Here is a 22,745-nt window from a genome sequence, read left to right as displayed (position 1 = left end):
ATGCTGATCAAAGCTAAAAGCTATGTCATTTCGCTGAGCCGTCGGTGGCCTACTTGCGATCGCTTTTGCGAACCAGATAGTCGCCCAGGCTTTGGAAACCTTGCACCATGACCACCAGAATCACCACGGTGATCAGCATGATGGTCGGGTTGAAGCGGTTGTAGCCATAGCGAATGCCCAGATCGCCAAGGCCGCCGCCGCCAACGGCGCCTGCCATGGCCGAGTAGCTCACCAGAGTCACCACGGTGATGGTGAGACCGGTAATGATGCCGCCGCGTGCTTCAGGGATCAGTACCTTGGTGATGATTTGCCAGGGCGTGGCGCCCATCGACTGGGCGGACTCGATCAGGCCGGGCGAAATTTCGTTGAGCGCGCCTTCGATCAAGCGGGCGACGAAGGGGATGGCCGCGATGGTCAAAGGGACCGATGCCGCGTTGATGCCGATGGAGGTGCCGACCAGCATTCGCGTGAAAGGAATGATGGCGACCATCAGAATGATGAACGGAATCGAACGGCCTACGTTGGTGATGATGCCCAGTGCCTGGTTGAGTACCGGCATGGCCAGAATCTGCCGAGGCCGCGTGACGTACAGCAGCACCCCCAGCGGCAGGCCCAGCAGCGTGGCGATGACGCCGGACACGGCCACCATGTAAAGGGTGTCCAGCGTCGCCTGTAACACGAGATCAAACATTGCGCTGGACATGACCCAGTACCTCCACCTGTAGTTGATGCGATTCCAGATAAGACATGGCTTGCTCGGTCTGTGCCGGAGTGCCCAGCAGCTCGGCGATCATCAAGCCCAGCGTGCGCTCCTGAATCGACTCGACCTTGGCCTGCAGAATGCTGACATCCACGCTGCACTCCCGCGCCAGGCGTGAAATCAGCGGCGTGGAGACCGCATCGCCCGAGAAGGTCAGCCGCACCACCGGGTGGGTCTGCTCGCCGGGCTGCGCTTGCAAGCGCTCCAGCAGCTCCTTGGGCGGGCTCAGCTGCAGGAAGTCGTTGAGGAACTCGCGACCTAGCTGGGTGGTTGGTGCGGTAAAGAAATCGCCGACTTCGGCGTTTTCTACCAGTCGCCCGCCGGAAATCAGACTGACGCGATGGCAGATCGATTTGACCACTTCCATCTCATGAGTGATCAGCAGAATGGTGATGCCCAACTGCTGATTGATGTCGCGCAGCAGTTCCAGAATGGAGCTGGTGGTTTGCGGGTCCAGAGCCGACGTGGCCTCGTCGCAGAGCAGTACGTTGGGCTTGCTGGCCAGCGCCCGGGCAATGGCCACGCGCTGCTTCTGACCACCTGAGAGTTGCGCGGGGTACTGCCTGGCCTTGTCGGCCAGGCCGACCATGTCGAGCAGTGGCAAGACGCGGTTCTTGATGGCGCTGCGCTTCTCGCCCATCAGTTCCAGCGGCAGCGCCACGTTATCGAAGACGGTGCGCGTGGTGAGCAGGTTGAAGTGCTGAAAGATCATGCCGATACGATGGCGTGCCTGATTCAGGTCGCGGCGGCTCAACTGAGTCATTTCCTGGCCGTCGACCTGTACCTTGCCACTGGTGGGGCGCTCCAGCAGGTTGACGCAGCGGATCAGGGTCGATTTCCCTGCGCCGGATAGGCCGATGACGCCGTGAATGCTGCCCTTGGGTATCGTTAAATTGACATCCTGAAGGGCGTGAACGGCGCTGGGGCCGCTGCCGTAGGTTTTGCTTACGTTGCTAAGTTCAATCATAGCGTCTGCCTTAATGTTAGGCCGAAGACGGAGTGCGGGAGAGACGAGCGTAGGGGAGGGTAACAAAAAAAGACCACCCTTGCGGGTGGCCATCAACGCTGGACACACCCTTTTAGCTGCACTTCACGTGGTTACAGGGACCGCGTGGACGCCCGCAATCTGGGTACAAATCGGCGTCATTACATTTGCGGCGAAAGTCTAAAGAGAGGTGGGTGGATTGTCAATTAAATACGGTCTATTTCATGTTTAAGCGTGCTTGTACAGAGTTTTCCACTTTTTTATAGCTTGTTTTTGGTTTTTGATTCTGAATTTGGCCTTTTCAGGCTGCGTTGGGCAGCAAAAAACACGCTGTTCAAGCACTTGCCGGGCCTGCACTGCACAAGGTTGGGGCATAGGGTGTAAGCTTGCGGAAATTTTTACAGCTTGAGCCAGTTCGCTGGCGAATCAACAGAGGGAAAGTCCATGTTCACCGGTATTGTGCAAGGTATCGCCGAAGTCGTTGAAGTGCTGGAGTTGGAGGCGTTTCGTACCCATGTGGTGGCGCTGCCCGAAGAGCTGCGTGAGGGGCTGGAAATTGGTGCGTCGGTAGCACACAACGGAGTCTGTTTGACCGTTACTCGTATCGAAGGTGAGAAGGTCAGCTTCGATTTGATGCGTGAAACGCTGCGATTGACTAATCTTGGTGCAATCGAGGTGGGGCAATGCGTCAATATAGAGCGCGCCGCACGCTTTGGTGATGAAATTGGCGGGCACTCCATGTCTGGGCACGTCATCTGTATGGCCAAGGTCGTGGCCATCGAGGAAGCCCCCAACAATCGTCGGCTGTGGTTCTTGCTGCCCCTCTCTATGGCCAGGTTCGTGTTCGAGAAAGGCTACATTGGCGTAGATGGTATCAGCCTGACCGTCGGTGATGTGCGACCGGCCAGCACGGGGGAAGGGGTGGAGTTCAGCGTCAATCTGATCCCCGAAACCCTGTCGCGCACCATGCTCAAGGAGCGACTGGTTGGGGACTGGGTCAATATCGAGATCGACCCGCAAACCCAGGTCATCGTGGAGACCGTGGAGCGGGTGTTGGCGAGTCGTCTGTAGAAAATTATCGGCCTGTGTTGACCAATCGGTTAGCTTATGGCCTGAAGTTTGCTAAGCATAAGACAGGGGCGCTATCGCCCTTTCATTCGCTGCACAGGGGGTACTCGCATCGCGTAGTGCCTTTCGGTAGTATGTGCGGCTTTTCTCGCACCAAGGGACGCATCCAGCGTAAGCGCGAAGGATAAAAACGATATGAAATTTCTGGACAACTACTTCAAGCTCGCCGAGCAGAAGACCAACGTAAAAACCGAGGTGATTGCAGGGGTCACCACGTTCCTTACGATGGCCTATATCATCTTCGTCAACCCGAGCATTCTTTCCGAAGCCGGCATGGATTACGGTGCCGTGTTCGTGGCGACGTGTCTGGCGGCGGCCATTGGCTGTTTCGTGATGGGGCTATGGGCCAACTACCCCATTGCCCAGGCCCCGGGGATGGGTTTGAACGCCTTCTTTACCTATGGTGTCGTGCTGGGAATGGGCTACACCTGGGAGGCCGCGCTGGGGGCGGTATTCTTCTCAGGCCTGGCCTTCTTCCTGCTGAGTATCTTCAAAATTCGTGAGTGGATCATCAACTCGATTCCGCTGTCGCTGCGATTGGGAATTGCGGCGGGTATCGGCCTGTTTTTGGCGATGATTGCCCTGAAAAATGCCGGCATCGTGGTGTCCAATCCGGCGACCTACGTGGCGCTGGGCGACCTGTCTCAGCCGCCGGCCATTTACGCCTTGTTGGGCTTTTTCGTGATTACCGCGCTGGCCTACCTGCGCGTGACCGGTGCGGTGATGATCGGTATTCTGGGTGTGACCGTCACCGCCATGGTGCTGGGCCACAATCAGTACGGTGGCATCATGTCCATGCCGCCTTCCATCGCCCCGACCTTCATGGCCATGGATCTGATGGGCGCGCTGGACGTGGCCATGCTGAGCGTGATTTTTGCGTTCCTGTTCGTCGACCTGTTCGATACCTCGGGTACGCTGGTGGGCGTGGCGCACCGTGGCAAGCTGCTGGACAAGGACGGCAAGCTGCCGCGCATTGGCCGTGCCATGATGGCCGATAGCACGGCGTCCATGGCTGGTGCTGCGCTGGGTACTTCCACCACCACCAGTTACATCGAGTCGACAGCGGGCATTGCCTCGGGCGGCCGTACCGGTCTGACGGCGGTGGTCGTTGGCGTACTGTTTTTGATCAGCCTGTTCTTCGCGCCGCTGGCGGGTTCCATTCCGGCCTATGCCACGGCAGGCGCTCTGCTGTACGTGGCGGTGCTGATGGCGGGTAGCCTGGCGCATGCCAACTGGGAAGACCCCACAGACGCCGCGCCGGTGCTGATCGCTGCGCTGGCCATGCCGCTGACCTTCTCGATTGCCGAGGGTATTGCCTTGGGCTTCATCAGCTACGTTGCCATCAAGACTCTGTCCGGCCGGTTTAGTGATCTGAACCCGGCAGTGGTGGTGCTGGCGCTGCTGTTTGCAGCAAAATTCCTGTTCCTGGGCTAACTGCCCGCATTTTGACTAATCAATGAGAGACGCGATGAGCATCTACGGCGATTACATTAAGTCCGTTATTCGCACGGTTCCTGACTGGCCTGAGCAAGGAGTGAACTTCCGTGACATCACTCCGCTGCTGCAAAACAGCGCTGCCTTTCGCAAGCTGATCGATAGCTTCGTGCACCGCTACCAGGAGATGAACCTGGATGCCATCGCGGCGATTGACGCTCGTGGCTTCATTATTGGCGCCCCGTTGGCCTATGAGCTGGGCTGCAGCTTCGTGCCGGTGCGCAAGAAGGGCAAGCTGCCGTTCAAGACGATCAGCGAGACCTATACGCTGGAATATGGTCATTCGGAAGTCGAGCTGCACGCCGACGCTTTTCAGCAGAATGACCGTATTTTGTTGATGGATGATCTGATTGCCACCGGCGGTACCATGCTGGCAGCGGCCAACCTCATTCAGCGCTGCGGCGGCCAGGTCGTCGAGACAGCAACGATCATCGACCTGCCTGAACTGGGTGGCTCTACCAAAATTCGCGATGCGGGCTACAGCGTATTCGCGGTCTGTTCCTTTAATGAAGACGAGTAACGCCCCATGAGCAGCGAACGCTACCACCAACACTTCACCGTCTCCTGGGATCAGATTCATCGTGACGTTCGTCAGCTGTGCCATTTGCTGATCGAGCGTGACTTCAAGGGGATCGTGGCGATTACCCGAGGCGGATTGATTCCTGCGGCGCTGATTGCCCGTGAACTCAACATCCGCCTGATCGACACGATCTGCATCAAGAGCTACGACCACATGAACCAGGGTGGCCTGGACATCATGAAGGGCGTCGACCACGACGGCGAAGGCTGGCTGCTGGTGGATGATCTGGTCGACACCGGCAAGACGGCGCGTGCGGTGCGTGAAATGCTTCCCAAGGCGCATTTCGTGACCATCTACGCCAAGCCCGAAGGTCGGCCGCTGGTGGATCAGTACCTGACCGAAGTGGCACAGCAGTGCTGGATTCAGTTCCCCTGGGATATGGGCATTGCCTATGTCGAGCCTCTCGCCGACCAGATGAAGAAGTAACATGCCGACTCCGCTACCCAATGACTGGCAACAGTGGCTGGGGCAAGAGTTCGAGGCCGACTACATGTCGGCCTTGAAAGCTTTTCTGGCTCAGGAAAAAGCGGCCAGAAAGGTCATCTATCCTCATTCGTCCCACTGGTTTCGTGCGTTTGAGCTGACCCCGCTGGCGTCGGTCAAGGTGGTCATTCTCGGCCAGGACCCGTACCACGGCCCCAACCAGGCGCATGGCCTGTGTTTCTCGGTGCAGCCGGGCGTGCCGGTGCCGCCGTCGCTGGTCAACATCTATAAAGAGTTGGCAGCGGACGTAGGCTTTACGCCGGTGCGCCATGGCTTCCTGGAGCCCTGGGCCAAACAGGGCGTGTTGTTGCTGAACACTGCACTGACCGTGGAGCAGGGCAATGCGGCGTCGCATCGCGGCAAGGGCTGGGAGGTGTTCACCGACCGGGCCATCGAAACCGTCAGCCAGTACGGCGAGCCCTGTGTATTTCTGCTCTGGGGCAGCCATGCCCGCCAGAAGAAAGCGCTGATCGATACCCAGCGCCATTTGGTACTGGAGTCGCCGCACCCTTCGCCGCTCTCGGCGCATCGGGGGTTCTTTGGGAATCACCACTTTTCCAAGGCAAATCAGTTCCTCCAGCAGCAGGGGCGCACGCCGATTACGTGGCAATTGCCGGAAACCCCTTAACCTGATGGTCAGTTGCGGGTAGAATGGCGCGCAATTTTGAGCGCGTGTTCAATGCGATCAAGGCCGCCATCCCGAATCCCCTGCAGTGAGGTAGTCCCATGAGTGTTTACGCCATTAATCATCCGCTTGTTCAGCATAAACTGGGACTCATGCGTGAAGTCGACCTGAGCACGAAAAGTTTTCGTGAGCTGGCAGGTGAAGTGGCCAAGCTGTTGACCTACGAAGCGACCAAGGGCCTGGAGCTCGAAGATCACGAGATCCAGGGATGGAACGGTGAACCCATCGCCACACAGCGTCTCAAGGGTAAAAAAGTCACCATCGTGCCCATTCTGCGAGCGGGCCTGGGCATGCTGGAAGGCGTGACCGACCTCATTCCCAGTGCCCGGGTGAGCGTTGTAGGCCTTTACCGTGACGAGGAAACGCTGCAGCCGGTGCCGTACTTTGCCAAGTTTGCCAACGATATCGAAGAGCGCATGGCGATCGTCATCGACCCCATGCTGGCAACCGGTGGTTCCATGGTGGCGACACTGGACATGCTGCGTGAGCGCGGCTGTGAACACATGAAAGTGATCGTGCTGGTGGCTGCCCCTGAAGGGATCAAACGGGTGCAGGATGCGTATCCTGATGTAGAAATCTACACCGCGTCGGTAGATGACCGACTCGATGAGAATGGCTACATCGTCCCCGGCCTGGGAGATGCCGGCGACAAGATTTTCGGAACGCGTTAAGCGCTCCGCGACATAAAGCCCCTTACGCGCCGCGTTGGGGGCATTTTTTTGCCTCCGTTATTATCGATAGACCTTCCTGGAGTAGTGCAATGACAACCAATACTGCACAAGAGTCGTGGCCTAAACTACTGCTGACCGGCGGACAAATGCTGTTCGTCGCATTTGGTGCCTTGGTGCTGGTGCCGCTGCTGACGGGCCTGGACCCCAGCGTGGCCCTATTTACCGCTGGGGTGGGCACCCTCGTCTTTCATGGCATTACGCGCCAGACGGTACCAGTCTTTTTGGCTTCCTCCTTTGCCTTCATTGCGCCTATTCAGGGGTCGATTGCCAGCTTTGGAGTCTCTGCCACCATGGGCGGGCTGATGGCCGCCGGGTTGGTATACGTGGCCATTTCACAGGCCGTACGGCTGAAAGGCACGGCCTGGCTGCACCGCCTGTTGCCACCGGTGGTGGTGGGGCCGGTCATCATGGTGATTGGTCTTGCCCTGGCGCCGGTGGCGGTTAGCATGGCCACCGGTGAGACCAGTGACAACATTGGCTACGGTGCGGCGATCTTTCTCTCCATGGCCAGCCTGATGGTGATGCTGGTGCTGGCCGTGTTCGGGCGTGGCCTGCTGCGGCTGGTGCCCATCATGGGCGGCATTGCAGTGGGCTACCTACTGGCCCTGCTGATGGGAGTGGTCGACTTTACCCCGGTCAGGGAAGCGGCCTGGCTGTCGGTGCCCAACTTTACGGCTCCCAGCTTTCACTGGGCCGCAATTCTGTTCATGATTCCGGTGGCCATCGCGCCTGCCGTCGAGCATATCGGCGACATGGTGGCGATTGGTTCGGTGACTCGTAAGAACTACCTGGAAAAACCCGGCCTGCATCGCACGCTGCTGGGTGACGGCCTGGCCACCACCACGGCGGCGCTGTTCGGTGGTCCGCCCAATACCACTTATTCCGAAGTGACCGGCGCGGTGACACTGACCAAGGCGTTCAATCCGAAATACATGGTGATTGCCGCCGTGCTGGCCATCGTGCTGGCATTCGTCGGCAAGCTGGGTGCCTTGCTGCAAACCATTCCCGGTCCGGTGATGGGCGGCATCATGACTCTGCTGTTTGGCTCGATTGCCGTGGTGGGCATGAATACCCTGGTGCGCGCAGGGCAGTCGCTGACGGCGGCGCGTAATCTGGTGGTGGTGTCGCTGATTCTGGTCTTTGGTATTGGCGGTATGCAGTTCGGGGGTGGTCAGTTCACCCTGCAGGGGGTAAGTTTGGCGGCCCTGGTGGGCATTGCGTTAAACTGGCTGTTGCCTGCAGAGAAAGAGGGCGAATAGTCGCTCAGTTGACGAGGTATGCCATGAGTGAACCACTGCGCTGTGCATTTCCGGTACTGGGTGTTGCCGCCTGGAGCGGGACGGGAAAGACCACGCTACTCGAACAGCTGCTGCCCCGGCTGCGGGCGCTTGGCCTCTCGGTGGCGGTGATCAAGCATGCCCATCATCAGTTCGAGGTGGACCAGCCTGGCAAGGATAGCTACCAGCTACGCAAGGCCGGAGCGGCCCCGATGCTGGTAGCATCGAGTCGCCGTCTGGCGTTGATGATGGATATGCCGACTGAGGAAGAGCCAGATCTGGCGTATCTGCTTTCGCTCATGGCACCGCATGCGCCAGACCTGGTCATCGTCGAAGGTTTCAAGGCCTGGCCCATCGCCAAGCTGGTGCTCTACCGAGAGGGCATTGGCGATGCGCACATCCTCGATGACCCCCATGGAGTGGGCGTTGCGCTGAGTGGCGCGGCGCCTGTGCCGTTGCGTGAGGATGTGATGCGGCTGAACCTCGACGACATCGATGGTATTGCCCGCTGGGTGTTCGACTGGGCTGCCGAGCAGCGCCACTCTCTGATTGATAGCAAAAGGTGACACGATGCAGTTAACCCACCTCAATGCCCAAGGCGAAGCCAACATGGTCGACGTTGGCGACAAGGCTGAGACACGCCGAGAGGCCGTCGCCTCTGGACGAATCGTGATGAGCGCTCAGACGCTGCAGCTGCTGACGGACGGTGCCTTGCCCAAGGGCGATGTATTGGCCACCGCGCGCATCGCCGGTATTCAAGCGGCCAAGCGTACCCACGAGCTGATCCCGCTGTGTCACGCGCTGGCGCTTTCCAAGGTGTCGGTGGACTTCGATATCGACCACGATAACGGTTGGGTCAATGTCACGGCGCTGTGTCGCCTCAATGGCCGAACCGGTGTAGAGATGGAGGCCCTGACGGCCGTCTCTGTGGCCTGCCTGACGCTGTATGACATGTGCAAGGCCGTCGACAAGGAGATGCGTATCGAAGCCGTGCAGCTGGAGAGCAAGCAGGGGGGTAGTCGTGGCGATTATCAGCGCCAGATGCCCGCGCCCATCGTGACCGGCGAAGGGGCTTCCGGCGAGGTGAGTCTTGGAGAGCGCTGTGCATCTCCCTGCGTGCGGGTCAAGTTTCTGGCCGAGCTGCGCGAGCGGGTGGGGGAAAGCGATGTGTCGGTGGATCTGGACCGCTTGCCGAGCCGCAACGTCGCGGGCCTGAAGGCGGCGCTCAGTGCTCAGAATGCGCGCTATGCGCTGTTGTCCGATCAGCGTACGTTATGTGCCATCAACCAGGTCTTGGCCAGCGATAGTTCGCGGATTACCGACGATGACGAAGTGGCCTTCTTTCCACCGGTCACGGGGGGCTGAGCCATGGCGCTGCTTGAACATCCGCATAAAGCGCTCGTGGTCGAGGTCACCGAGGACAGCTTCTCCATGGCTCATGGCTACGAGCAGGCGCTGCAGGGTCGCACGGATATCGGCGCGGTGGTCAGCTTTACCGGGCTGGTGCGCGACTTCAACGAGTCGCCCGATGTGCTGGGCTTGACGCTGGAGCATTACCCCGGAATGACCGAGCGCAGCCTGATGGAGATCGCCGAGCAGGCCTGGCAACGCTGGTCGCTGCAGGCGGTGCGCATCATTCATCGGGTGGGAGATTTGGCGCCAGGTGACCCTATCGTTCGCGTGCTGGTGGCCAGTGCCCACCGGCGGGATGCCTTCCTGGCCTGTGACTTCATCATGGACTATCTCAAGACCCAGGCGCCGTTCTGGAAAAAGGAGCGCGCACGCCAGGGGGCGTATTGGGTCAAGGAGCGCAAAACCGATCAGCAGGATGCCGAGCGCTGGTCGTGAGCTGCTCTTCAGCCTGCTGACCTGGAAAGGGACTACTGTTGGTCCAGTTCCTCTTCGGTGGGCATGTCGGCGGCCATGATCTGCAGGTGCACCTCAGGCATGTGCTGAAGGTGGTTGGCCAGCCAGTGCATCAGGCGCGGCTGCAGGGCGTGACGCAAGTCTGCCAGCGTTTCCGCTTCGATCTCTTCCAGCTGCTCGTCCAGCCAGTCGCTGAAGCTCTCTTCGTCCAGTGGGCTGGCCCCCGTGGTATCCAGCATCATCCGGCCAATGCGCCACCAGCCAGTCTCGGTGGCGGTCACCGGTAGCGCCAGAAACAGGCTGCCGCGCCGTGGACCAGACGACTGATGTTCGAGGCCAGGGTGGGGCCTTACGCTGTTTTGATCGACGATGCAGGGCGGCTGTGGATGGCGCGTTTCCAGGCGCAGGCCCTGATTGTCCAGCAGGATCAGGTCGCCATTGACGGGCGTAAGGGGGGCACTGATGCCTAGCTGCTCGGCGAGTGCCTGATGAGCCTGCTGATGACGCGCTTCACCATGCACAGGGAGTAGCGCTTTGGGGCGCACCCATTGATAGAGCTTTTTCAGCTCCTCCTGGGCTGGGTGTCCCGTGGCATGGAGCTCGGGGTGATTGTTTTCATCGAATAGCGCGACACCCAGCTGTAACAAACGTTTTTTAAGCTGTTCGATGGGGCGCTCATTGCCCGGGATGGCCTTGGCAGAAAAAATCACGCTATCGCCTGGCTCCAGGTCGACAAAGGGGTGACGGCGCTGCGCCAGCCGTTGAAGGGCAGCGCGTGGCTCACCCTGGCTGCCGGTGGCGATGATCACCACTTCTTCGGGAGGCAGGTATCCCAGGTCGTGGGACGGGACCAGCGGCGGGAAGTCGTCCAGATAGCCCAGCCCTCTGGCCACGCTCACCATGCGTTCCATGGAGCGGCCCATCAAGCTGACCCGCCGCCCACAAGCATGAGCGGCGCGCCCGATGGCCAGTACCCGCGCCAGGTTGCTGGCAAAGCACGATACCACCACGCGGCCCTTGCACTGTTCGAGGGTCGTGGCCAGTGCTTTGGCGACGTCGCCTTCGCTGGCTGACTGGCCGGGCATGGGGGCGTTGGTGGAGTCGCCAACCACCAGGTCCAAAGGGGCCAGCGCACGAAAATGAGCGGCATTCACCGGGGCGCCGATGAGCGGCTCCGGGTCCAGTTTCCAGTCTCCCGTATGCAGTACTCGATAGTCGCCCGCCTGCATCATGATGGCGCAGCTTTCAGGAATGGAGTGAGTGACACTCAGGTAGCGCAGGGTGAAGGGACCGCGCTCCACCGCATCGCCGGGTTCGATGATTTCGATGGCAGCGCTGCTCAGCTGGTGTTCGGCAAATTTATGTCGCAGCAGGCCTGCGGCCAACGGGGTGGCAAAAATAGGGCAGCCCCAACGCGGCCATAGCCAGGCCACGGCGCCGATGTGGTCTTCATGACCATGGGTGATGAACAGCGCCGCCGGGGTGATACCGAGGGTTTGCAGGGTGTCGGTGTTGGGCACTTGCAGCGGCGAGTTGGGCAGATCCTGACGGATCATCATGCCGCAATCGACGGCGATCCACTGATCGTCGTATCCATACAGCGTAAGGTTCATTCCAATTTCACCGCATCCACCTAGCGGAAGCAGGTGCAGGGGCGGGCGGCGACGGGGACGAAGTTGAACGCGTGGTGGATGCATCAGTCATGAAAAGCCTGGAAATATAGTCCCTTAACTATACGGGAAGGGAGGGGCACGTAACAATCATCGTGGCACTGCACCACGGTGCTTAGCCGTGGCGCTTGCGTTACACTAATGCGCCTGGTGAGGCTTGCCCGCGAGCAGGCGCCTACCCAGCGAACGTGCCGTTACATACGCAAGAGTGTTCATTGATGTCTCATTATTACCGTTTAGTTGTGTCGTGCCCGGATCAGGTGGGTATTGTGGCGCGTGTTTCCAGCTTCATTGCCCAGCAGGGCGGCTCGATCACCGAGGCCAGCCAGCACTCCGATCTGGAAACAGGGCGCTTTTTCATGCGTTATGAAATTCTCGCCGATTCACTGGGCATGTCGGCCGAGGCGCTGCGCACCGCATTCGAGCCCGTCGCCGACGAGTTCGACATGCAGTGGTCGCTGGTAGACACCCAGAAGCGCCGCCGCGTGGTGTTGATGGTTTCCCGGGAATCCCACTGCCTGGTGGACCTGCTGTATCGCTGGCAGGCTGGCGAGCTGGATTGCGATATTGTGGGCGTCATCTCCAATCATGACGACATGCGCTCGCTCACCGAGTGGTATGGCATTCCCTATCATCATGTACCGGTGGACCCGGCCAACAAGCAGGCGGCTTTCGAGCAGGTGCAGGCACAGATCGATGCTGCCCGGGCTGACTGTGTCGTGCTGGCGCGGTACATGCAGATTCTGCCGCCTTCACTGTGCGAGCGTTATGCCGGACGCGTCATCAATATTCATCACAGTTTCCTGCCTTCCTTTGCGGGGGCAAAGCCCTATCACCAGGCCTATGAGCGGGGCGTCAAGCTGATCGGTGCCACTTGCCACTACGTGACCGAAGAACTGGATGCTGGCCCCATCATCGAGCAGGATATTCACCGGGTCAGCCACTGCCATACACCCACCGATTTGGTTCGCTTTGGCCGTGATGTGGAAAAAGCCGTGCTGGCCCGCGGCTTGCGCTGGCATCTGGAAGACCGCGTATTGATTCACGGTAACAAGACCGTCGTGTTCAGCTAACTCGCCCACCGGGGAGGGGCGCCATGTCCTTTGCACAAAGCGTGCTGGCCACCTGGGCACTGCTGGCTACCTGGCTGGTGTCGGCAGGTGCTCTGGGGTGGGTGCTGTGGCAGCGCCCCTGGCAGCCGCTGCTGGAAGATACCGGTTTGCAGCATCGCTGGATGGCCGCGACGCTGGCCGTGATGCTGATGTGGCAGCTGCGGGCCCAGGCGGTCGATTGGTTAACTCTGCATCTGGTGTTTACGGTGCTGATGACGCTGGTGTTCAAGGTGCCCCTGGCCTTGATCAGCAACCTGCTGCTCAACGTGGCGATGGTGCTGATCGGGCGCAATGCCTGGGAACTGTTGGGGGCCAACGTGCTGGTGACGGGGCTGGTGCCTGCCGTGATCACGGGGGTGGTATGGCGTATCGTGGATCGCCGCTTGCCGGACAACCTGATGGTGTTTCTGTTTGCCTGCGGTTTTTTCGGTGCTGCGCTGGCGACGCTAGGGGGTGGGCTGGCGGCCGTCGGGCTGATTCTGGTGGCGGGCATCGATCCTGAAGCGATTTACCTGGCTCAGGAGTATGCCCGCTTTCTACCCTTGTTGATGCCCTCGGAAGCTTTCATCACCGGCATGCTGCTGAGCATTCTGTTGGTCTACCACCCGCACTGGGTCGCCACGTTCAACGACCATCGTTACATCGATATGCAGTAGGCGGTGGCTTGGTCCAGTGCCCTGGCCCAGTATTTTAGCCCAGGGCCTGGCCGTTCCCGCCTCGGATGACGCCTACCCCGACGCCTTCGATATCCAGCTGTTGAGTTCTCAGGTCGATTTCGATGGGGGCGAAGTCTTCGTTCTCGGCGAGCAGCGTGACGTGATGCCCCTGGCGTTTAAAACGCTTGACCGTGACCTCGTCTTCCAGGCGCGCGACGACGATCTGACCGTCACGCACGCGGTCGGTACGATGCACGGCCAGCAAGTCGCCTTCCAGAATACCCACGTCTTTCATCGACAGGCCGCGTACCCGCAGCAGGTAGTCGGCCTTGGGGGTGAAGTACTCTGCCGGCAGCGGGCAGTAACGGTCGATATGCTCCGCTGCCAGAATGGGGCTGCCCGCAGCGACTTCACCAATCACCGGCAGCCCGTTGGGCGTGGAATCGTTGGCGGCGCTGGCAGGCTCGGCTGCCGGGGGGGTGGCGTCGAGCGGTTCCTGGTTGGGCAGGCGAATGCCCCGGGACGTATTGCGGATGATGCGGATGGCGCCTTTGCGCTCCAGGGCGCGCAGATGCTCTTCGGCGGCGTTGGGTGAGCGAAAGCCCAACGCCTTGGCGATTTCGGCGCGGGTAGGGGGGTAGCCAAGCTCGCCCATGGTCTTCACGATAAAATCATATACATGCTGCTGGCGTGCGGTGAGTGGGCGTGACATATCAGACTCCAAACAGTGAAAAGACAGTCGCTACATGTCCGTAAAATCAGTATGTGTTTAAGTATACAGTATGTTGCTCTGTCCAGTACATGATGAGTTGCAATACGTTCCAGGTAGCGCAACCTGCGGTACACAGGGGATTATCGTTTGAGCCATCAGGGAGAATGGCATACTATTCGCCAACGCAACCGTCATGTTTTAAACACCTGTTTTGGGAGGGCGCTATGGCCCAGTCGGATACGGTCACACGTATTTTGGATACGGCAGAAGTGCTCTTTGCAGAGCGGGGGTTTGCCGAGACGTCACTGCGCAATATCACCAGCAAGGCGCGGGTCAACCTTGCCGCCGTTAATTATCACTTCGGGTCGAAGAAAGCGCTGATACAGGCGGTGTTTGCCCGCTACCTGGACCCGTTCTCCGAGCGCTTCCACACCGCCCTGGATGAGCTGGAAGCGCGCTATGAAGGCCAGCCCATTCCACTGGAAGTGCTGCTGGAAACCATGGCCACCACGGTACTGACCGTGCCTGCCGAGCGCCACAGCCTGAAAGTGTTCATGCGGCTGCTGGGTCTGGCCTACAGCCAGGCGCAAGGGCACTTGCGGCGCTACATCCAGCAGCAGTATGGCGATGTTTTCACGCGCTTCACCGAGCTGGTGCGCCGGGCGACCCCCGAGCTGCCGGATGCAGAGCGCTTCTGGCGGCTACACTTCATGCTGGGCACGGTGATCTTTACGCTATCGGGGCTGGATGCGCTGCGTGATATTGCTGCCAAGGATTATCAGGAGCAGGTAACGGTGCGCGACTTGATTCGGCGTCTGCGTCCCGTCGTGGTGGCCGCCATGAGCGCGCCAATGCCGTCGCCTGCAGCAACCGTGGATGAGAAGCCTCATGCAAACGCCCAGATTGGCTGACCTGCCGCCCGTTGAAGGTGGCTGGATGGAAATCGACACCCAGGCCCAACGCCTGCGCTGGTGGCAGGGGAGCGAGCTAAAGCACGAATGCGCCGTTTCCACGGGCAAGGCCGGTGTGGGGCAAGAGGAGGGCAGTGGCCGTACGCCACTGGGTTGGCACTACGTGCGGGCAGCCATTGGCGATGGGCTGCCTGAGGATGCGGTCTTTCGTGGTCGTCGCTGGACCGGAGAAATCTACTCTGCCGGTTTGGCAGCCGTCTTCCCCGAGCGCGACTGGATCTTGACACGCATACTGTGGCTATGTGGCCTGGAGCGCGGTATCAATCGCGGTGGCCGTGTCGATTCCCAGCGTCGCTACATCTACCTGCATGGTACTCCCCCTGACCAGCCCATGGGCGTTGCCGTTTCCCATGGCTGCGTGCGACTGCGCAATGCCGACCTGCTCTGGCTGTTTCAGCAGGCGCCGCCTGGCACGCCGGTATGGCTGCATTGACGTGACATGGTGTTGCTCATTTTGAAAGCTCACACGGGTGGTCTAGAATGACGCCCTTTTTCCTGGATCCAGTACGATGACTCAACCCTTAGGCCCGGTCATGCTCGACCTGGAAGGCCAGACTCTGAGCAAGGAAGACAAGCGCCTGCTGAAGAATCCTGCGGTCGGCGGTGTCATTCTGTTTGCCCGTAATGTGGAAAGCGCCACCCAAGTGCGCGAACTGTGCGACAGCATCCGCGAGGTGCGGGGTGACCTGCTGTTGGCCATCGATCAGGAAGGTGGGCGGGTTCAGCGTATCCGGCAAGGCGTGACGCGCATGCCGCCGATGGCACGCATTGGCGATGTCTTCGCCGAGGATCAGGCAGTGGGGCTGACGCTGGCCAAGGATGCCGGTTGGCTGCTGGGCATGGAGATGGCCGCCTGCGGCCTGGACATCAGCTTTGCCCCCGTGTTGGATGTGGACAGCGGAATTTCCAGCGTGATTGGTGACCGCAGCTTCAGCCGAGACCCTCAGCACGTTGCCTTGCTGGGGCAGGCCTTCGTGCACGGGTTGCACGAAGCGGGAATGGCGGCCGTGGGTAAGCACTTTCCCGGTCATGGCGGCGTGGGGGCTGATTCGCACACTGCACTGCCGGTGGATGAACGTCCGCTCTCGGCCATCAAGGAGCACGATCTGGTGCCCTTCAGCCAGCTTGCCACGCTGCTCAACGGCGTCATGCCCGCCCATATCGTCTACTCTGCCTTCGATTCCCGCCCGGCTGGTTTTTCCCCCAGCTGGCTAGGCATGTTGCGTGAGTCGCTGGGCTTCAAAGGGTGCATCTTCTCGGATGACCTGAGCATGGCCGGCGCCCATGAGGCGGGTGGCCCCGCCGAGCGCGCCAAGGCTGCCCTGACGGCGGGCTGCGACATGCTGCTGATCTGCAACGACCGTGAGGCGGCGCTGGAAGTGGTGCAGGCCTGTCATGACGTATTCAACAAGCGACCCGCCAAGCTGCGTTATGGCCGGGCGCGGCCGCAGCTGGAAGCATTGGCCGCGCTGGGCCGTTGGCGCAAGACCCACGCCAGGCTGGAAGCGCTGGTGGCTGACGCCAGCTAATTGACCCATAGACTGTTTTGGAGAGGCTCGATGTCCAAATTGGATAAAGAGGCGCTGGAGTCGCTGGACTCCATGCGCGAGTTGATGGACAACGCCGACTGTTTGATTTCACAGGAGCAGGTCGAGCGTGCCCTTGACCGTATGGCAGAAGAGATCACCCGCGACCTGGGCGATAAGTTGCCGGTCTTCTACTGCGTCATGAACGGTGGTTTGATCACCACCGGTCATCTGCTGACGCGGCTGGGCTTTCCCCTGGAAGTGGACTACCTGCACGCGACCCGCTACCGCAATGAGCTGCGCGGCGGCGAGCTGTTCTGGCGGGTCTCGCCGGAAATCCCCATGGCGGGTCGGCATGTGGTGATCGTCGACGATATTCTCGATGAAGGCGCCACTCTGGCGGCCATTCTGGCGTACTGCAAGGAGGCCCAGGCCGCCAGCGTGACCACCGCCGTGCTGGTGGACAAGCAGCACGACCGCAAGGCAGTGCCCGGTCTCAAGGCCGACTACTGCAGCCTGGAAGTCGCCGACCGCTACGTCTTTGGTTTCGGTATGGACTACAAGGGCTACTGGCGAAATGCCCCGGGGATTTTTGCACCCAAGGGCATGTAAGGCACTGGCCTAGCGAGGTGAGAAACGTCTTGCCAGGCCGGTTTCGGCAATCATGCGGGTGGAGATCTCTTCCACGGAGAAGCGCGTGGTGTCGATGAAAGGAATGTTCATGCTGCGGTAGAGCGATTCGGCCTGCTCGACTTCCTGCAGACACTGGTCCATGGAACTGTAGCGGCTGTTGGGGCGACGCTCGTTGCGAATGGCCGCTAGTCGGCGGGCATCGATGGTCAGGCCGAACAGCTTGTGCCGGTGCGGTGCCAGCGCTTTCGGCAGCTTCAAGTGACCATCTTCATCCAGGTCGTCCTCGGTCAGCGGATAGTTGGCCGCGCGAATGCCGAATTGAAGTGCCAGGTACAAGGACGTCGGCGTTTTACCGCAGCGGGATACCCCTACCAGAATGATGTCGGCCTTGTCGTATTGATGGGTGCGGGCACCGTCATCGTTATCCAGTGCGAAATGCACCGAGTGGATACGATCCATGTACACATCGTCGCTGCCTATGGAGTGAGTGCGCCCGACGCTGTAGGAAGAGTGCGTGCCCAGCTCCTGTTCCAGCGGTTCCAGAAACGTCGAGAAGATATCGACCTTGAAGCCGGAGGCCTGGCGGATGACGTTGCGGATCTGCTGGTCGACGATGGTGTCGATGATGATGGGGCGAACACCGTCGCGCATCGCGGTGGACTCGATGATTTCGGCGACGGCCTGAGCCTTTTCCAACGTATCGATATAGGGCTTGGTGATCATGTTGATGTCCACGTCACTGAACTGCGCCAACAGGCTGCGCCCCAGGCTTTCTGCCGTGATCCCCGTGCCATCGGAAATAAAAAAGGCTGTTCGTTTCATAGTCTGTCCGCCACCCTCATCTAGCTGATTTACGAACGCTCATTGTGTGCCGTGCGCCATGGCAGCACAACGTTTTCATGTGCAGGGTTTTCGTGTGCAGGGTACTTGCGATTGGGCTTGCGCAAACAGGTCGGCATCCTGCCTGACTACATAAACGCCGTGTTTCCGGCCGTTGTTGTAAAAATCCTCCACTCCCTGCGCTGTTAGACCAATGGCGAATAGGGGGCCGCGATGCTAGGGTGACAGCGTGAATGGGTGTCGTCCCAACGGTTGCATCAATGTCTGAGTGAGGGGGTTGCGTGGAAGAGTACATTCTGTGGTTCGATCAGCTGGGTATGGCGGACGTCGAACGCGTGGGTGGTAAGAACGCCTCGCTTGGCGAAATGATCTCCAACCTGGCCGGTGTGGGTGTCACGGTGCCCGGCGGTTTCGCCACTACGGCCCATGCATATCGCGAGTTTCTCTCCCACGAAGGCCTCAACGACCGTATCAACGACACCCTGGCACGGCTGGACGTCGACGACGTCAAGGCGCTGGCCGAGGCTGGCAAGCGTATTCGCCAGTGGATCATCGAGACGCCGTTGCCGCCCGCCTTCGAAGCAGCACTGGAGCAGGCGTATCAGCAGCTGCAGGCGAAACACCCCGGCCTGAAGGTCGCGGTACGCAGCTCCGCCACGGCGGAAGACCTGCCGGATGCATCGTTTGCCGGTCAGCAGGAAACCTTCCTCAATATCGAAGGCCTGGCCAACATCAAGCACGCGGTCCACGAAGTCTTTGCTTCGCTGTTCAATGATCGTGCTATTTCCTACCGCGTGCATCGGGGCTATGCCCACGAAAACGTCGCCCTGTCCGCCGGGGTGCAGAAAATGGTGCGCTCCGAAACCGGTGCGTCTGGGGTCATGTTTACCCTGGATACCGAGTCCGGCTACCGGGACGCGGTGTTCGTCACCGCTTCCTGGGGGTTGGGCGAGACCGTGGTGCAAGGCGCGGTCAACCCTGACGAGTTCTATGTGCACAAGCCCACGCTGGCCGCTGGGCGCCCCGCCGTGCTGCGTCGTACCCTGGGGTCGAAGCTGATCAAGATGGTGTACGGCAAGGATGCCAGCGCAGGTCGTTCCGTGGAAACCGTTGACGTGCCTTACAAGGATCGCGGGCGGTTTTGTATCGACGACGAGCAGATCATGGACCTCGCCCGTCAGGCGGTCACCATCGAGCAGCATTACCAGCGGCCCATGGATATCGAGTGGGCTCTGGATGGCGATGACGGCCAGCTGTACATCGTGCAGGCACGTCCTGAGACCGTCGTTTCCCAGCAGGAGGGCGGCAAGCTGGAGCGCTTCCAGCTGCGCGAGAAGGGCCGCACGCTGATCACTGGCCGGGCCATCGGGCAACGCATTGGTCGTGGTGCGGTCAAGATCGTGCTCAGCCCCGACGAGATGGACAAGATCCAGGAGGGTGACATCCTGGTTACCGACATGACCGACCCCGACTGGGAGCCGATCATGAAGCGTGCATCGGCCATCGTCACCAACCGGGGCGGGCGTACCTGTCATGCGGCGATCATTGCCCGTGAGCTGGGCATACCCGCGGTGGTGGGCTGTGGAGATGCCACCACGCAGCTGCAGGAAGGCAGCGACGTGACGGTCTCCTGTGCCGAGGGCGATACCGGCCATGTGTATGAAGGCCTGCTGGCCTTCGATTGCAACGTCTCCAGCGTCGATGCCATGCCGGAGATTCCTTTCAAGATCATGATGAACGTGGGCAACCCGGACCGTGCCTTTGGCTTTGCCAGCCTTCCCCACGCGGGCGTGGGGCTGGCGCGCCTGGAGTTCATCATCAACCGCATGATTGGTGTGCACCCCAAGGCGCTGCTGGATTATCAAACGCTGTCGGTGGACCTTCAGCAGGTGATCGACCTGCGTACGGCAGGGTACGCCGACCCGGTCAGTTTCTACGTGGACAAGCTGGTGGAGGGGATTTCCACCCTGGCGGCGGCGTTTCATCCGCAGCGGGTGATCGTCCGCCTCTCGGATTTCAAATCGAACGAATACGAGAACCTGATTGGCGGCAAGCTGTACGAGCCGGGTGAAGAGAACCCCATGCTGGGCTTCCGTGGCGCCTCTCGCTATATTTCCGACGCCTTCCGCCCCTGTTTCGAGCTGGAGTGTCGGGCGCTGAAGCGCGTGCGTGAAGAGATGGGCTTCACCAACGTCGAGATCATGGTGCCTTTCGTGCGTACCCCCGATGAGGCCCGGGAAGTGGTCGAGCTCTTGGCCGCCAACGGCCTGAAGCGCGGCGGTAGCAGCGACCCTGACGGCCTCAAGATCATCATGATGTGCGAGCTGCCTGCCAATGCGCTGCTGGCCGATGAGTTTCTCGAGTACTTCGACGGTTTCTCGATTGGCTCCAACGATCTGACGCAATTGACCCTGGGGCTGGATCGCGACTCGGGCATCGTGGCCCACCTGTTCGATGAGCGTAACCCAGCGGTCAAAAAGCTGCTGGCCATGGCCATTCAGGCGTGCAAGGCGCAAGGCAAGTACGTGGGGATTTGCGGCCAGGGGCCTTCGGATCACCCGGACCTCGCCAAGTGGCTCATGGAGCAAGGGATCGACTCGGTATCGCTGAACCCGGACGCGGTTCTCGAAACCTGGTTCATGCTGGCAGGAGAGAGTATCGCCTGACATCCATGGATTAGTTAGCCTGCTGTTCGATTTGCGCCCGGCCATTGTGCCGGGCGCACGGGTTTTATAGGCTACGCTTTGTTTTGGATGACACCGCTCTGGATGACGCCGCTCTGGATGACGCCGCCCCCGTGGCCCTACGCGATATCTGCCTGCACCCTGCTGAAAAGGAGAAAGACTATGCTGCCTAAACGGGCAATCCCCCTGACGGGCTTACTACTCGTTCCCATGGTGAGCTGGGGCTTTAGCTACCAGGCTCCCGAGATGTCACCGGAAGTAGGCTCAGGGTATGAGGAGAAGCCCGGTTGGGCCGTGGAATCCTTTGCCGTTGCTGCGGCGAACCCGCTGGCCACTGACGCGGGGTATCAAGTGCTCAAGGCCGGCGGTAACGCCATCGACGCCGCCGTGGCCGTACAAATGGTGCTGACCCTGGTAGAGCCGCAGTCCAGTGGGATCGGCGGCGGTGCCTTCTTGATGCACTACGATGGCAGCAATGTGCAGGCCTTCGATGGTCGCGAGACTGCACCGTCGGCGGCCACCGGTGAGCTGTTCATGGAAGATGGCGAGCCGCTACCGTTCATGGACGCGGTGGCCAGCGGTCTCTCTGTGGGGGTGCCGGGGGTGCTGCGCATGCTGGAGCAGGCCCACGCCGAACATGGTCAACTCGCCTGGCGAGAGCTTTTTACCCCTGCCATTACGCTGGCGGAAGAGGGCTTTGCCGTCAGCCACCGGCTGCATACCAGCCTGGCCAACGACACGGCGTTGCGCGAGGACCCGCTGGCCCGAGCGTTCTACTACGATGAAGCAGGCGAGCCGCTGGCCGTGGGCGACACCTTGACCAACCCCGCGCTGGCCGCCATTTTGCGTCGAGTGGCGGATGAGGGCAGCAGTGCCTTCCACGAAGGCGAGATCGCCGAAGACTTGGTGGCCCGAGTGCAGTCCCATTCGCAGCGCCCGGGCGAGATGAGCCTGGAGGACCTGAGCGGCTACGAGCCGGTGGAGCGCGAGCCGATCTGTACGCCCTGGCAGGAGTGGGAAGTGTGCGGCTTCCCGCCGCCGTCATCGGGCCATATCACCGTCATGCAAATCCTCGGTATTCTCGATCAGCAGCCGTTGATCGAAGCGCCGCTGGATAACGGTGTGCCCAGCAGCGGCTGGCTGCATCAGTTTCTCGAAGCGTCTCGGCTGGCCTTTGCCGACCGGGGCCGCTACATCGGCGATCCTGATTTTGTCGAGGCGCCGGGAGGCGACTGGCTTACGATGCTGGCCCCGGAGTATCTCAATCAGCGCAGCCGTTTGATGGGCGAGGAGTCGCTGGGCGATAGCGTCGAGCCAGGCAATCCCGGTGAGCTGGAAGTGAGTTTTGCCAGCCAGCCCGAACAGCCCGAGTATGGCACCAGCCACATCAGCATCGTGGACGGCGATGGAAATGCGCTGGCCATGACCACGACCATCGAGCAAGCCTTCGGCTCACGTATCCTGGCAGACGGCGGCACGGGGCTGGCAGGGGGCTATCTGCTCAATAACGAGCTGACCGATTTCGCCTTCGAGCCGGAAAGCGACGGCCGCCCGGTGGCCAACCGGGTAGAGCCTGGCAAGCGTCCCCGTTCGAGCATGAGCCCAACGCTGGTGTTCGATCTGGAAAGCGGCGAGCTGGTGGCCAGCTTGGGCTCGCCAGGTGGTGCAGCGATCATTCATTACACGGCCAGAAGCCTGGTGGCCATGCGTGACTGGGGGCTCGATGCCCAGGAAGCGCTGGACCTGCCCCATGCCATCACCCTGGGGGGCGATGTCTATCTGGAAGAGGGCCGATTCTCTGAAGAAACCGCCGACGCACTGCGTGAGCGCGGCCATCAGGTGAGTGAGCGGGAATTGACCAGTGGCCTGCAAGCCATCATGAAACTGGGAGACGGCACCCTGTTTGGTGGCGCCGACCCGCGTCGTGAGGGCGTGGTCATGGGCGAGTAAGC

At 60.5% G+C, this 22,745-nt stretch carries 23 protein-coding genes; 18 read left to right on the top strand and 5 right to left on the bottom strand.

Annotation, left to right across the window (positions count from 1 at the left end; all coding sequences use genetic code 11):
• Nucleotides 1-49: 49 nt before the first annotated feature.
• Both KVY02_RS09430 and KVY02_RS09425 read right to left on the bottom strand, forming a co-directional pair.
• Nucleotides 50-703 (bottom strand): methionine ABC transporter permease, encoded by a 654-nt coding sequence (locus KVY02_RS09430; protein WP_026001709.1) that lies wholly within the window; start codon nucleotides 701-703, stop codon nucleotides 50-52.
• Nucleotides 684-1,727, bottom strand: coding sequence for a methionine ABC transporter ATP-binding protein (locus KVY02_RS09425; RefSeq protein ID WP_218313418.1), 1,044 nt, complete (start codon nucleotides 1,725-1,727; stop codon nucleotides 684-686). Before KVY02_RS09425 ends, KVY02_RS09430 begins: the two co-directional genes overlap by 20 nt.
• Nucleotides 1,728-2,189: 462 nt before the next feature.
• On the opposite strand from KVY02_RS09425, the gene KVY02_RS09420 reads away from it, so the two are divergent.
• From KVY02_RS09420 to moaE, 10 genes are all read left to right on the top strand, one after another.
• Complete coding sequence (locus KVY02_RS09420; protein ID WP_218313417.1) at nucleotides 2,190-2,816, top strand: riboflavin synthase subunit alpha; 627 nt, start codon at nucleotides 2,190-2,192, stop codon at nucleotides 2,814-2,816.
• Nucleotides 2,817-3,008: 192 nt separating this feature from the next.
• Nucleotides 3,009-4,307, top strand: coding sequence for an NCS2 family permease (locus KVY02_RS09415; RefSeq protein ID WP_218313416.1), 1,299 nt, complete (start codon nucleotides 3,009-3,011; stop codon nucleotides 4,305-4,307).
• A gap of 34 nt (nucleotides 4,308-4,341) precedes the next feature.
• On the top strand, nucleotides 4,342-4,887 hold the full coding sequence (locus KVY02_RS09410; protein ID WP_039182221.1) for an adenine phosphoribosyltransferase: 546 nt from the start codon (nucleotides 4,342-4,344) through the stop codon (nucleotides 4,885-4,887).
• Between the two features lie 6 nt (nucleotides 4,888-4,893).
• A complete protein-coding gene (gpt, locus tag KVY02_RS09405) occupies nucleotides 4,894-5,373 on the top strand; it encodes a xanthine phosphoribosyltransferase (RefSeq protein WP_016914007.1) in 480 nt (159 codons plus the stop codon).
• A 1-nt stretch (nucleotide 5,374) separates the two neighbouring features.
• On the top strand, nucleotides 5,375-6,058 hold the full coding sequence (gene ung, locus KVY02_RS09400; protein WP_081138098.1) for a uracil-DNA glycosylase: 684 nt from the start codon (nucleotides 5,375-5,377) through the stop codon (nucleotides 6,056-6,058).
• 98 nt (nucleotides 6,059-6,156) lie between these two features.
• The gene (gene upp, locus KVY02_RS09395; RefSeq protein WP_016914005.1) at nucleotides 6,157-6,786 is read left to right on the top strand and encodes a uracil phosphoribosyltransferase; all 630 of its coding nucleotides are present in this window, start codon (nucleotides 6,157-6,159) and stop codon (nucleotides 6,784-6,786) included.
• An 89-nt stretch (nucleotides 6,787-6,875) separates the two neighbouring features.
• A complete protein-coding gene (locus tag KVY02_RS09390; protein ID WP_218313415.1) occupies nucleotides 6,876-8,105 on the top strand; it encodes a uracil-xanthine permease family protein in 1,230 nt (409 codons plus the stop codon).
• A gap of 23 nt (nucleotides 8,106-8,128) precedes the next feature.
• Nucleotides 8,129-8,689 (top strand): molybdopterin-guanine dinucleotide biosynthesis protein B, encoded by a 561-nt coding sequence (mobB, locus tag KVY02_RS09385; RefSeq protein WP_218313414.1) that lies wholly within the window; start codon nucleotides 8,129-8,131, stop codon nucleotides 8,687-8,689.
• A gap of 4 nt (nucleotides 8,690-8,693) precedes the next feature.
• Nucleotides 8,694-9,488: a cyclic pyranopterin monophosphate synthase MoaC gene (gene moaC, locus KVY02_RS09380; protein WP_218313413.1), complete on the top strand. Its 795-nt coding sequence runs from the start codon at nucleotides 8,694-8,696 to the stop codon at nucleotides 9,486-9,488.
• A 3-nt stretch (nucleotides 9,489-9,491) separates the two neighbouring features.
• Nucleotides 9,492-9,971 carry a molybdopterin synthase catalytic subunit MoaE gene (gene moaE, locus KVY02_RS09375; protein WP_218313412.1) on the top strand — a complete coding sequence of 160 codons (480 nt, stop codon included), beginning with the start codon at nucleotides 9,492-9,494 and terminating at the stop codon, nucleotides 9,969-9,971.
• Nucleotides 9,972-10,003: 32 nt separating this feature from the next.
• Here moaE and KVY02_RS09370 read toward each other — a convergent pair whose 3' ends face one another.
• A complete protein-coding gene (locus KVY02_RS09370) occupies nucleotides 10,004-11,602 on the bottom strand; it encodes a ribonuclease J (RefSeq protein WP_218313411.1) in 1,599 nt (532 codons plus the stop codon).
• A 275-nt stretch (nucleotides 11,603-11,877) separates the two neighbouring features.
• Between KVY02_RS09370 and purU the strand changes: the two genes are divergently transcribed.
• Together purU and KVY02_RS09360 are read left to right on the top strand one after the other, a co-directional pair.
• Nucleotides 11,878-12,732: a formyltetrahydrofolate deformylase gene (gene purU / locus KVY02_RS09365; protein WP_016913999.1), complete on the top strand. Its 855-nt coding sequence runs from the start codon at nucleotides 11,878-11,880 to the stop codon at nucleotides 12,730-12,732.
• Between the two features lie 23 nt (nucleotides 12,733-12,755).
• A complete protein-coding gene (locus tag KVY02_RS09360) occupies nucleotides 12,756-13,427 on the top strand; it encodes an energy-coupling factor ABC transporter permease (protein ID WP_081193043.1) in 672 nt (223 codons plus the stop codon).
• A gap of 34 nt (nucleotides 13,428-13,461) precedes the next feature.
• Here the strand turns inward: KVY02_RS09360 and lexA are convergent, their stop codons facing one another.
• A complete protein-coding gene (lexA, locus tag KVY02_RS09355) occupies nucleotides 13,462-14,139 on the bottom strand; it encodes a transcriptional repressor LexA (RefSeq protein WP_218313410.1) in 678 nt (225 codons plus the stop codon).
• A 224-nt stretch (nucleotides 14,140-14,363) separates the two neighbouring features.
• Here lexA and KVY02_RS09350 point away from each other — a divergent pair, with 224 nt between their 5' ends.
• The 4 genes from KVY02_RS09350 (at nucleotide 14,364) to KVY02_RS09335 (ending at nucleotide 17,248) form a co-directional block, all read left to right on the top strand.
• Nucleotides 14,364-15,050, top strand: a complete 687-nt coding sequence (locus tag KVY02_RS09350) for a TetR/AcrR family transcriptional regulator (protein WP_218313409.1) — start codon at nucleotides 14,364-14,366, stop codon at nucleotides 15,048-15,050.
• Nucleotides 15,028-15,543, top strand: a complete 516-nt coding sequence (locus KVY02_RS09345) for a L,D-transpeptidase (RefSeq protein ID WP_218313408.1) — start codon at nucleotides 15,028-15,030, stop codon at nucleotides 15,541-15,543. The genes KVY02_RS09350 and KVY02_RS09345 overlap by 23 nt, the downstream gene beginning before the upstream one ends.
• A gap of 76 nt (nucleotides 15,544-15,619) precedes the next feature.
• Nucleotides 15,620-16,639 (top strand): beta-N-acetylhexosaminidase, encoded by a 1,020-nt coding sequence (nagZ, locus tag KVY02_RS09340; protein ID WP_218313407.1) that lies wholly within the window; start codon nucleotides 15,620-15,622, stop codon nucleotides 16,637-16,639.
• Nucleotides 16,640-16,669: 30 nt separating this feature from the next.
• Nucleotides 16,670-17,248 carry a hypoxanthine-guanine phosphoribosyltransferase gene (locus tag KVY02_RS09335; protein ID WP_016913993.1) on the top strand — a complete coding sequence of 193 codons (579 nt, stop codon included), beginning with the start codon at nucleotides 16,670-16,672 and terminating at the stop codon, nucleotides 17,246-17,248.
• Between the two features lie 9 nt (nucleotides 17,249-17,257).
• Here KVY02_RS09335 and KVY02_RS09330 read toward each other — a convergent pair whose 3' ends face one another.
• Nucleotides 17,258-18,091 carry a posphoenolpyruvate synthetase regulatory kinase/phosphorylase PpsR gene (locus tag KVY02_RS09330; RefSeq protein WP_016913992.1) on the bottom strand — a complete coding sequence of 278 codons (834 nt, stop codon included), beginning with the start codon at nucleotides 18,089-18,091 and terminating at the stop codon, nucleotides 17,258-17,260.
• Between the two features lie 299 nt (nucleotides 18,092-18,390).
• Here KVY02_RS09330 and ppsA point away from each other — a divergent pair, with 299 nt between their 5' ends.
• Nucleotides 18,391-20,775, top strand: coding sequence for a phosphoenolpyruvate synthase (gene ppsA / locus KVY02_RS09325; protein WP_218313406.1), 2,385 nt, complete (start codon nucleotides 18,391-18,393; stop codon nucleotides 20,773-20,775).
• A 180-nt stretch (nucleotides 20,776-20,955) separates the two neighbouring features.
• Entirely contained in the window at nucleotides 20,956-22,743 is a 1,788-nt protein-coding gene (gene ggt / locus KVY02_RS09320; RefSeq protein WP_218313405.1) for a gamma-glutamyltransferase, read from the top strand.
• Nucleotides 22,744-22,745: the final 2 nt, after the last annotated feature.

It is taken from the genome of Halomonas sp. 18071143, assembly GCF_019211725.1.
Classification (GTDB): Bacteria; Pseudomonadota; Gammaproteobacteria; order Pseudomonadales; family Halomonadaceae; genus Vreelandella; species Vreelandella stevensii.
The sequence above is the reverse complement of the archived record's forward strand: the minus strand, read 5'-3'. Positions and strand labels throughout refer to the sequence as shown.

Excerpts from the sequence above, each read along its gene's own strand:
- KVY02_RS09430 (WP_026001709.1), bottom strand. The coding sequence starts at position 703 with ATGTCCAGCGCAATGTTTGATCTCGTGTTACAGGCGACGCTGGACACC.
- KVY02_RS09425 (WP_218313418.1), bottom strand. The coding sequence starts at position 1,727 with ATGATTGAACTTAGCAACGTAAGCAAAACCTACGGCAGCGGCCCCAGC.
- KVY02_RS09420 (WP_218313417.1), top strand. The coding sequence starts at position 2,190 with ATGTTCACCGGTATTGTGCAAGGTATCGCCGAAGTCGTTGAAGTGCTG.
- KVY02_RS09415 (WP_218313416.1), top strand. The coding sequence starts at position 3,009 with ATGAAATTTCTGGACAACTACTTCAAGCTCGCCGAGCAGAAGACCAAC.
- KVY02_RS09410 (WP_039182221.1), top strand. The coding sequence starts at position 4,342 with ATGAGCATCTACGGCGATTACATTAAGTCCGTTATTCGCACGGTTCCT.
- gpt (WP_016914007.1), top strand. The coding sequence starts at position 4,894 with ATGAGCAGCGAACGCTACCACCAACACTTCACCGTCTCCTGGGATCAG.
- ung (WP_081138098.1), top strand. The coding sequence starts at position 5,375 with ATGCCGACTCCGCTACCCAATGACTGGCAACAGTGGCTGGGGCAAGAG.
- upp (WP_016914005.1), top strand. The coding sequence starts at position 6,157 with ATGAGTGTTTACGCCATTAATCATCCGCTTGTTCAGCATAAACTGGGA.
- KVY02_RS09390 (WP_218313415.1), top strand. The coding sequence starts at position 6,876 with ATGACAACCAATACTGCACAAGAGTCGTGGCCTAAACTACTGCTGACC.
- mobB (WP_218313414.1), top strand. The coding sequence starts at position 8,129 with ATGAGTGAACCACTGCGCTGTGCATTTCCGGTACTGGGTGTTGCCGCC.
- moaC (WP_218313413.1), top strand. The coding sequence starts at position 8,694 with ATGCAGTTAACCCACCTCAATGCCCAAGGCGAAGCCAACATGGTCGAC.
- moaE (WP_218313412.1), top strand. The coding sequence starts at position 9,492 with ATGGCGCTGCTTGAACATCCGCATAAAGCGCTCGTGGTCGAGGTCACC.
- KVY02_RS09370 (WP_218313411.1), bottom strand. The coding sequence starts at position 11,602 with ATGAACCTTACGCTGTATGGATACGACGATCAGTGGATCGCCGTCGAT.
- purU (WP_016913999.1), top strand. The coding sequence starts at position 11,878 with ATGTCTCATTATTACCGTTTAGTTGTGTCGTGCCCGGATCAGGTGGGT.
- KVY02_RS09360 (WP_081193043.1), top strand. The coding sequence starts at position 12,756 with ATGTCCTTTGCACAAAGCGTGCTGGCCACCTGGGCACTGCTGGCTACC.
- lexA (WP_218313410.1), bottom strand. The coding sequence starts at position 14,139 with ATGTCACGCCCACTCACCGCACGCCAGCAGCATGTATATGATTTTATC.
- KVY02_RS09350 (WP_218313409.1), top strand. The coding sequence starts at position 14,364 with ATGGCCCAGTCGGATACGGTCACACGTATTTTGGATACGGCAGAAGTG.
- KVY02_RS09345 (WP_218313408.1), top strand. The coding sequence starts at position 15,028 with ATGCAAACGCCCAGATTGGCTGACCTGCCGCCCGTTGAAGGTGGCTGG.
- nagZ (WP_218313407.1), top strand. The coding sequence starts at position 15,620 with ATGACTCAACCCTTAGGCCCGGTCATGCTCGACCTGGAAGGCCAGACT.
- KVY02_RS09335 (WP_016913993.1), top strand. The coding sequence starts at position 16,670 with ATGTCCAAATTGGATAAAGAGGCGCTGGAGTCGCTGGACTCCATGCGC.
- KVY02_RS09330 (WP_016913992.1), bottom strand. The coding sequence starts at position 18,091 with ATGAAACGAACAGCCTTTTTTATTTCCGATGGCACGGGGATCACGGCA.
- ggt (WP_218313405.1), top strand. The coding sequence starts at position 20,956 with ATGCTGCCTAAACGGGCAATCCCCCTGACGGGCTTACTACTCGTTCCC.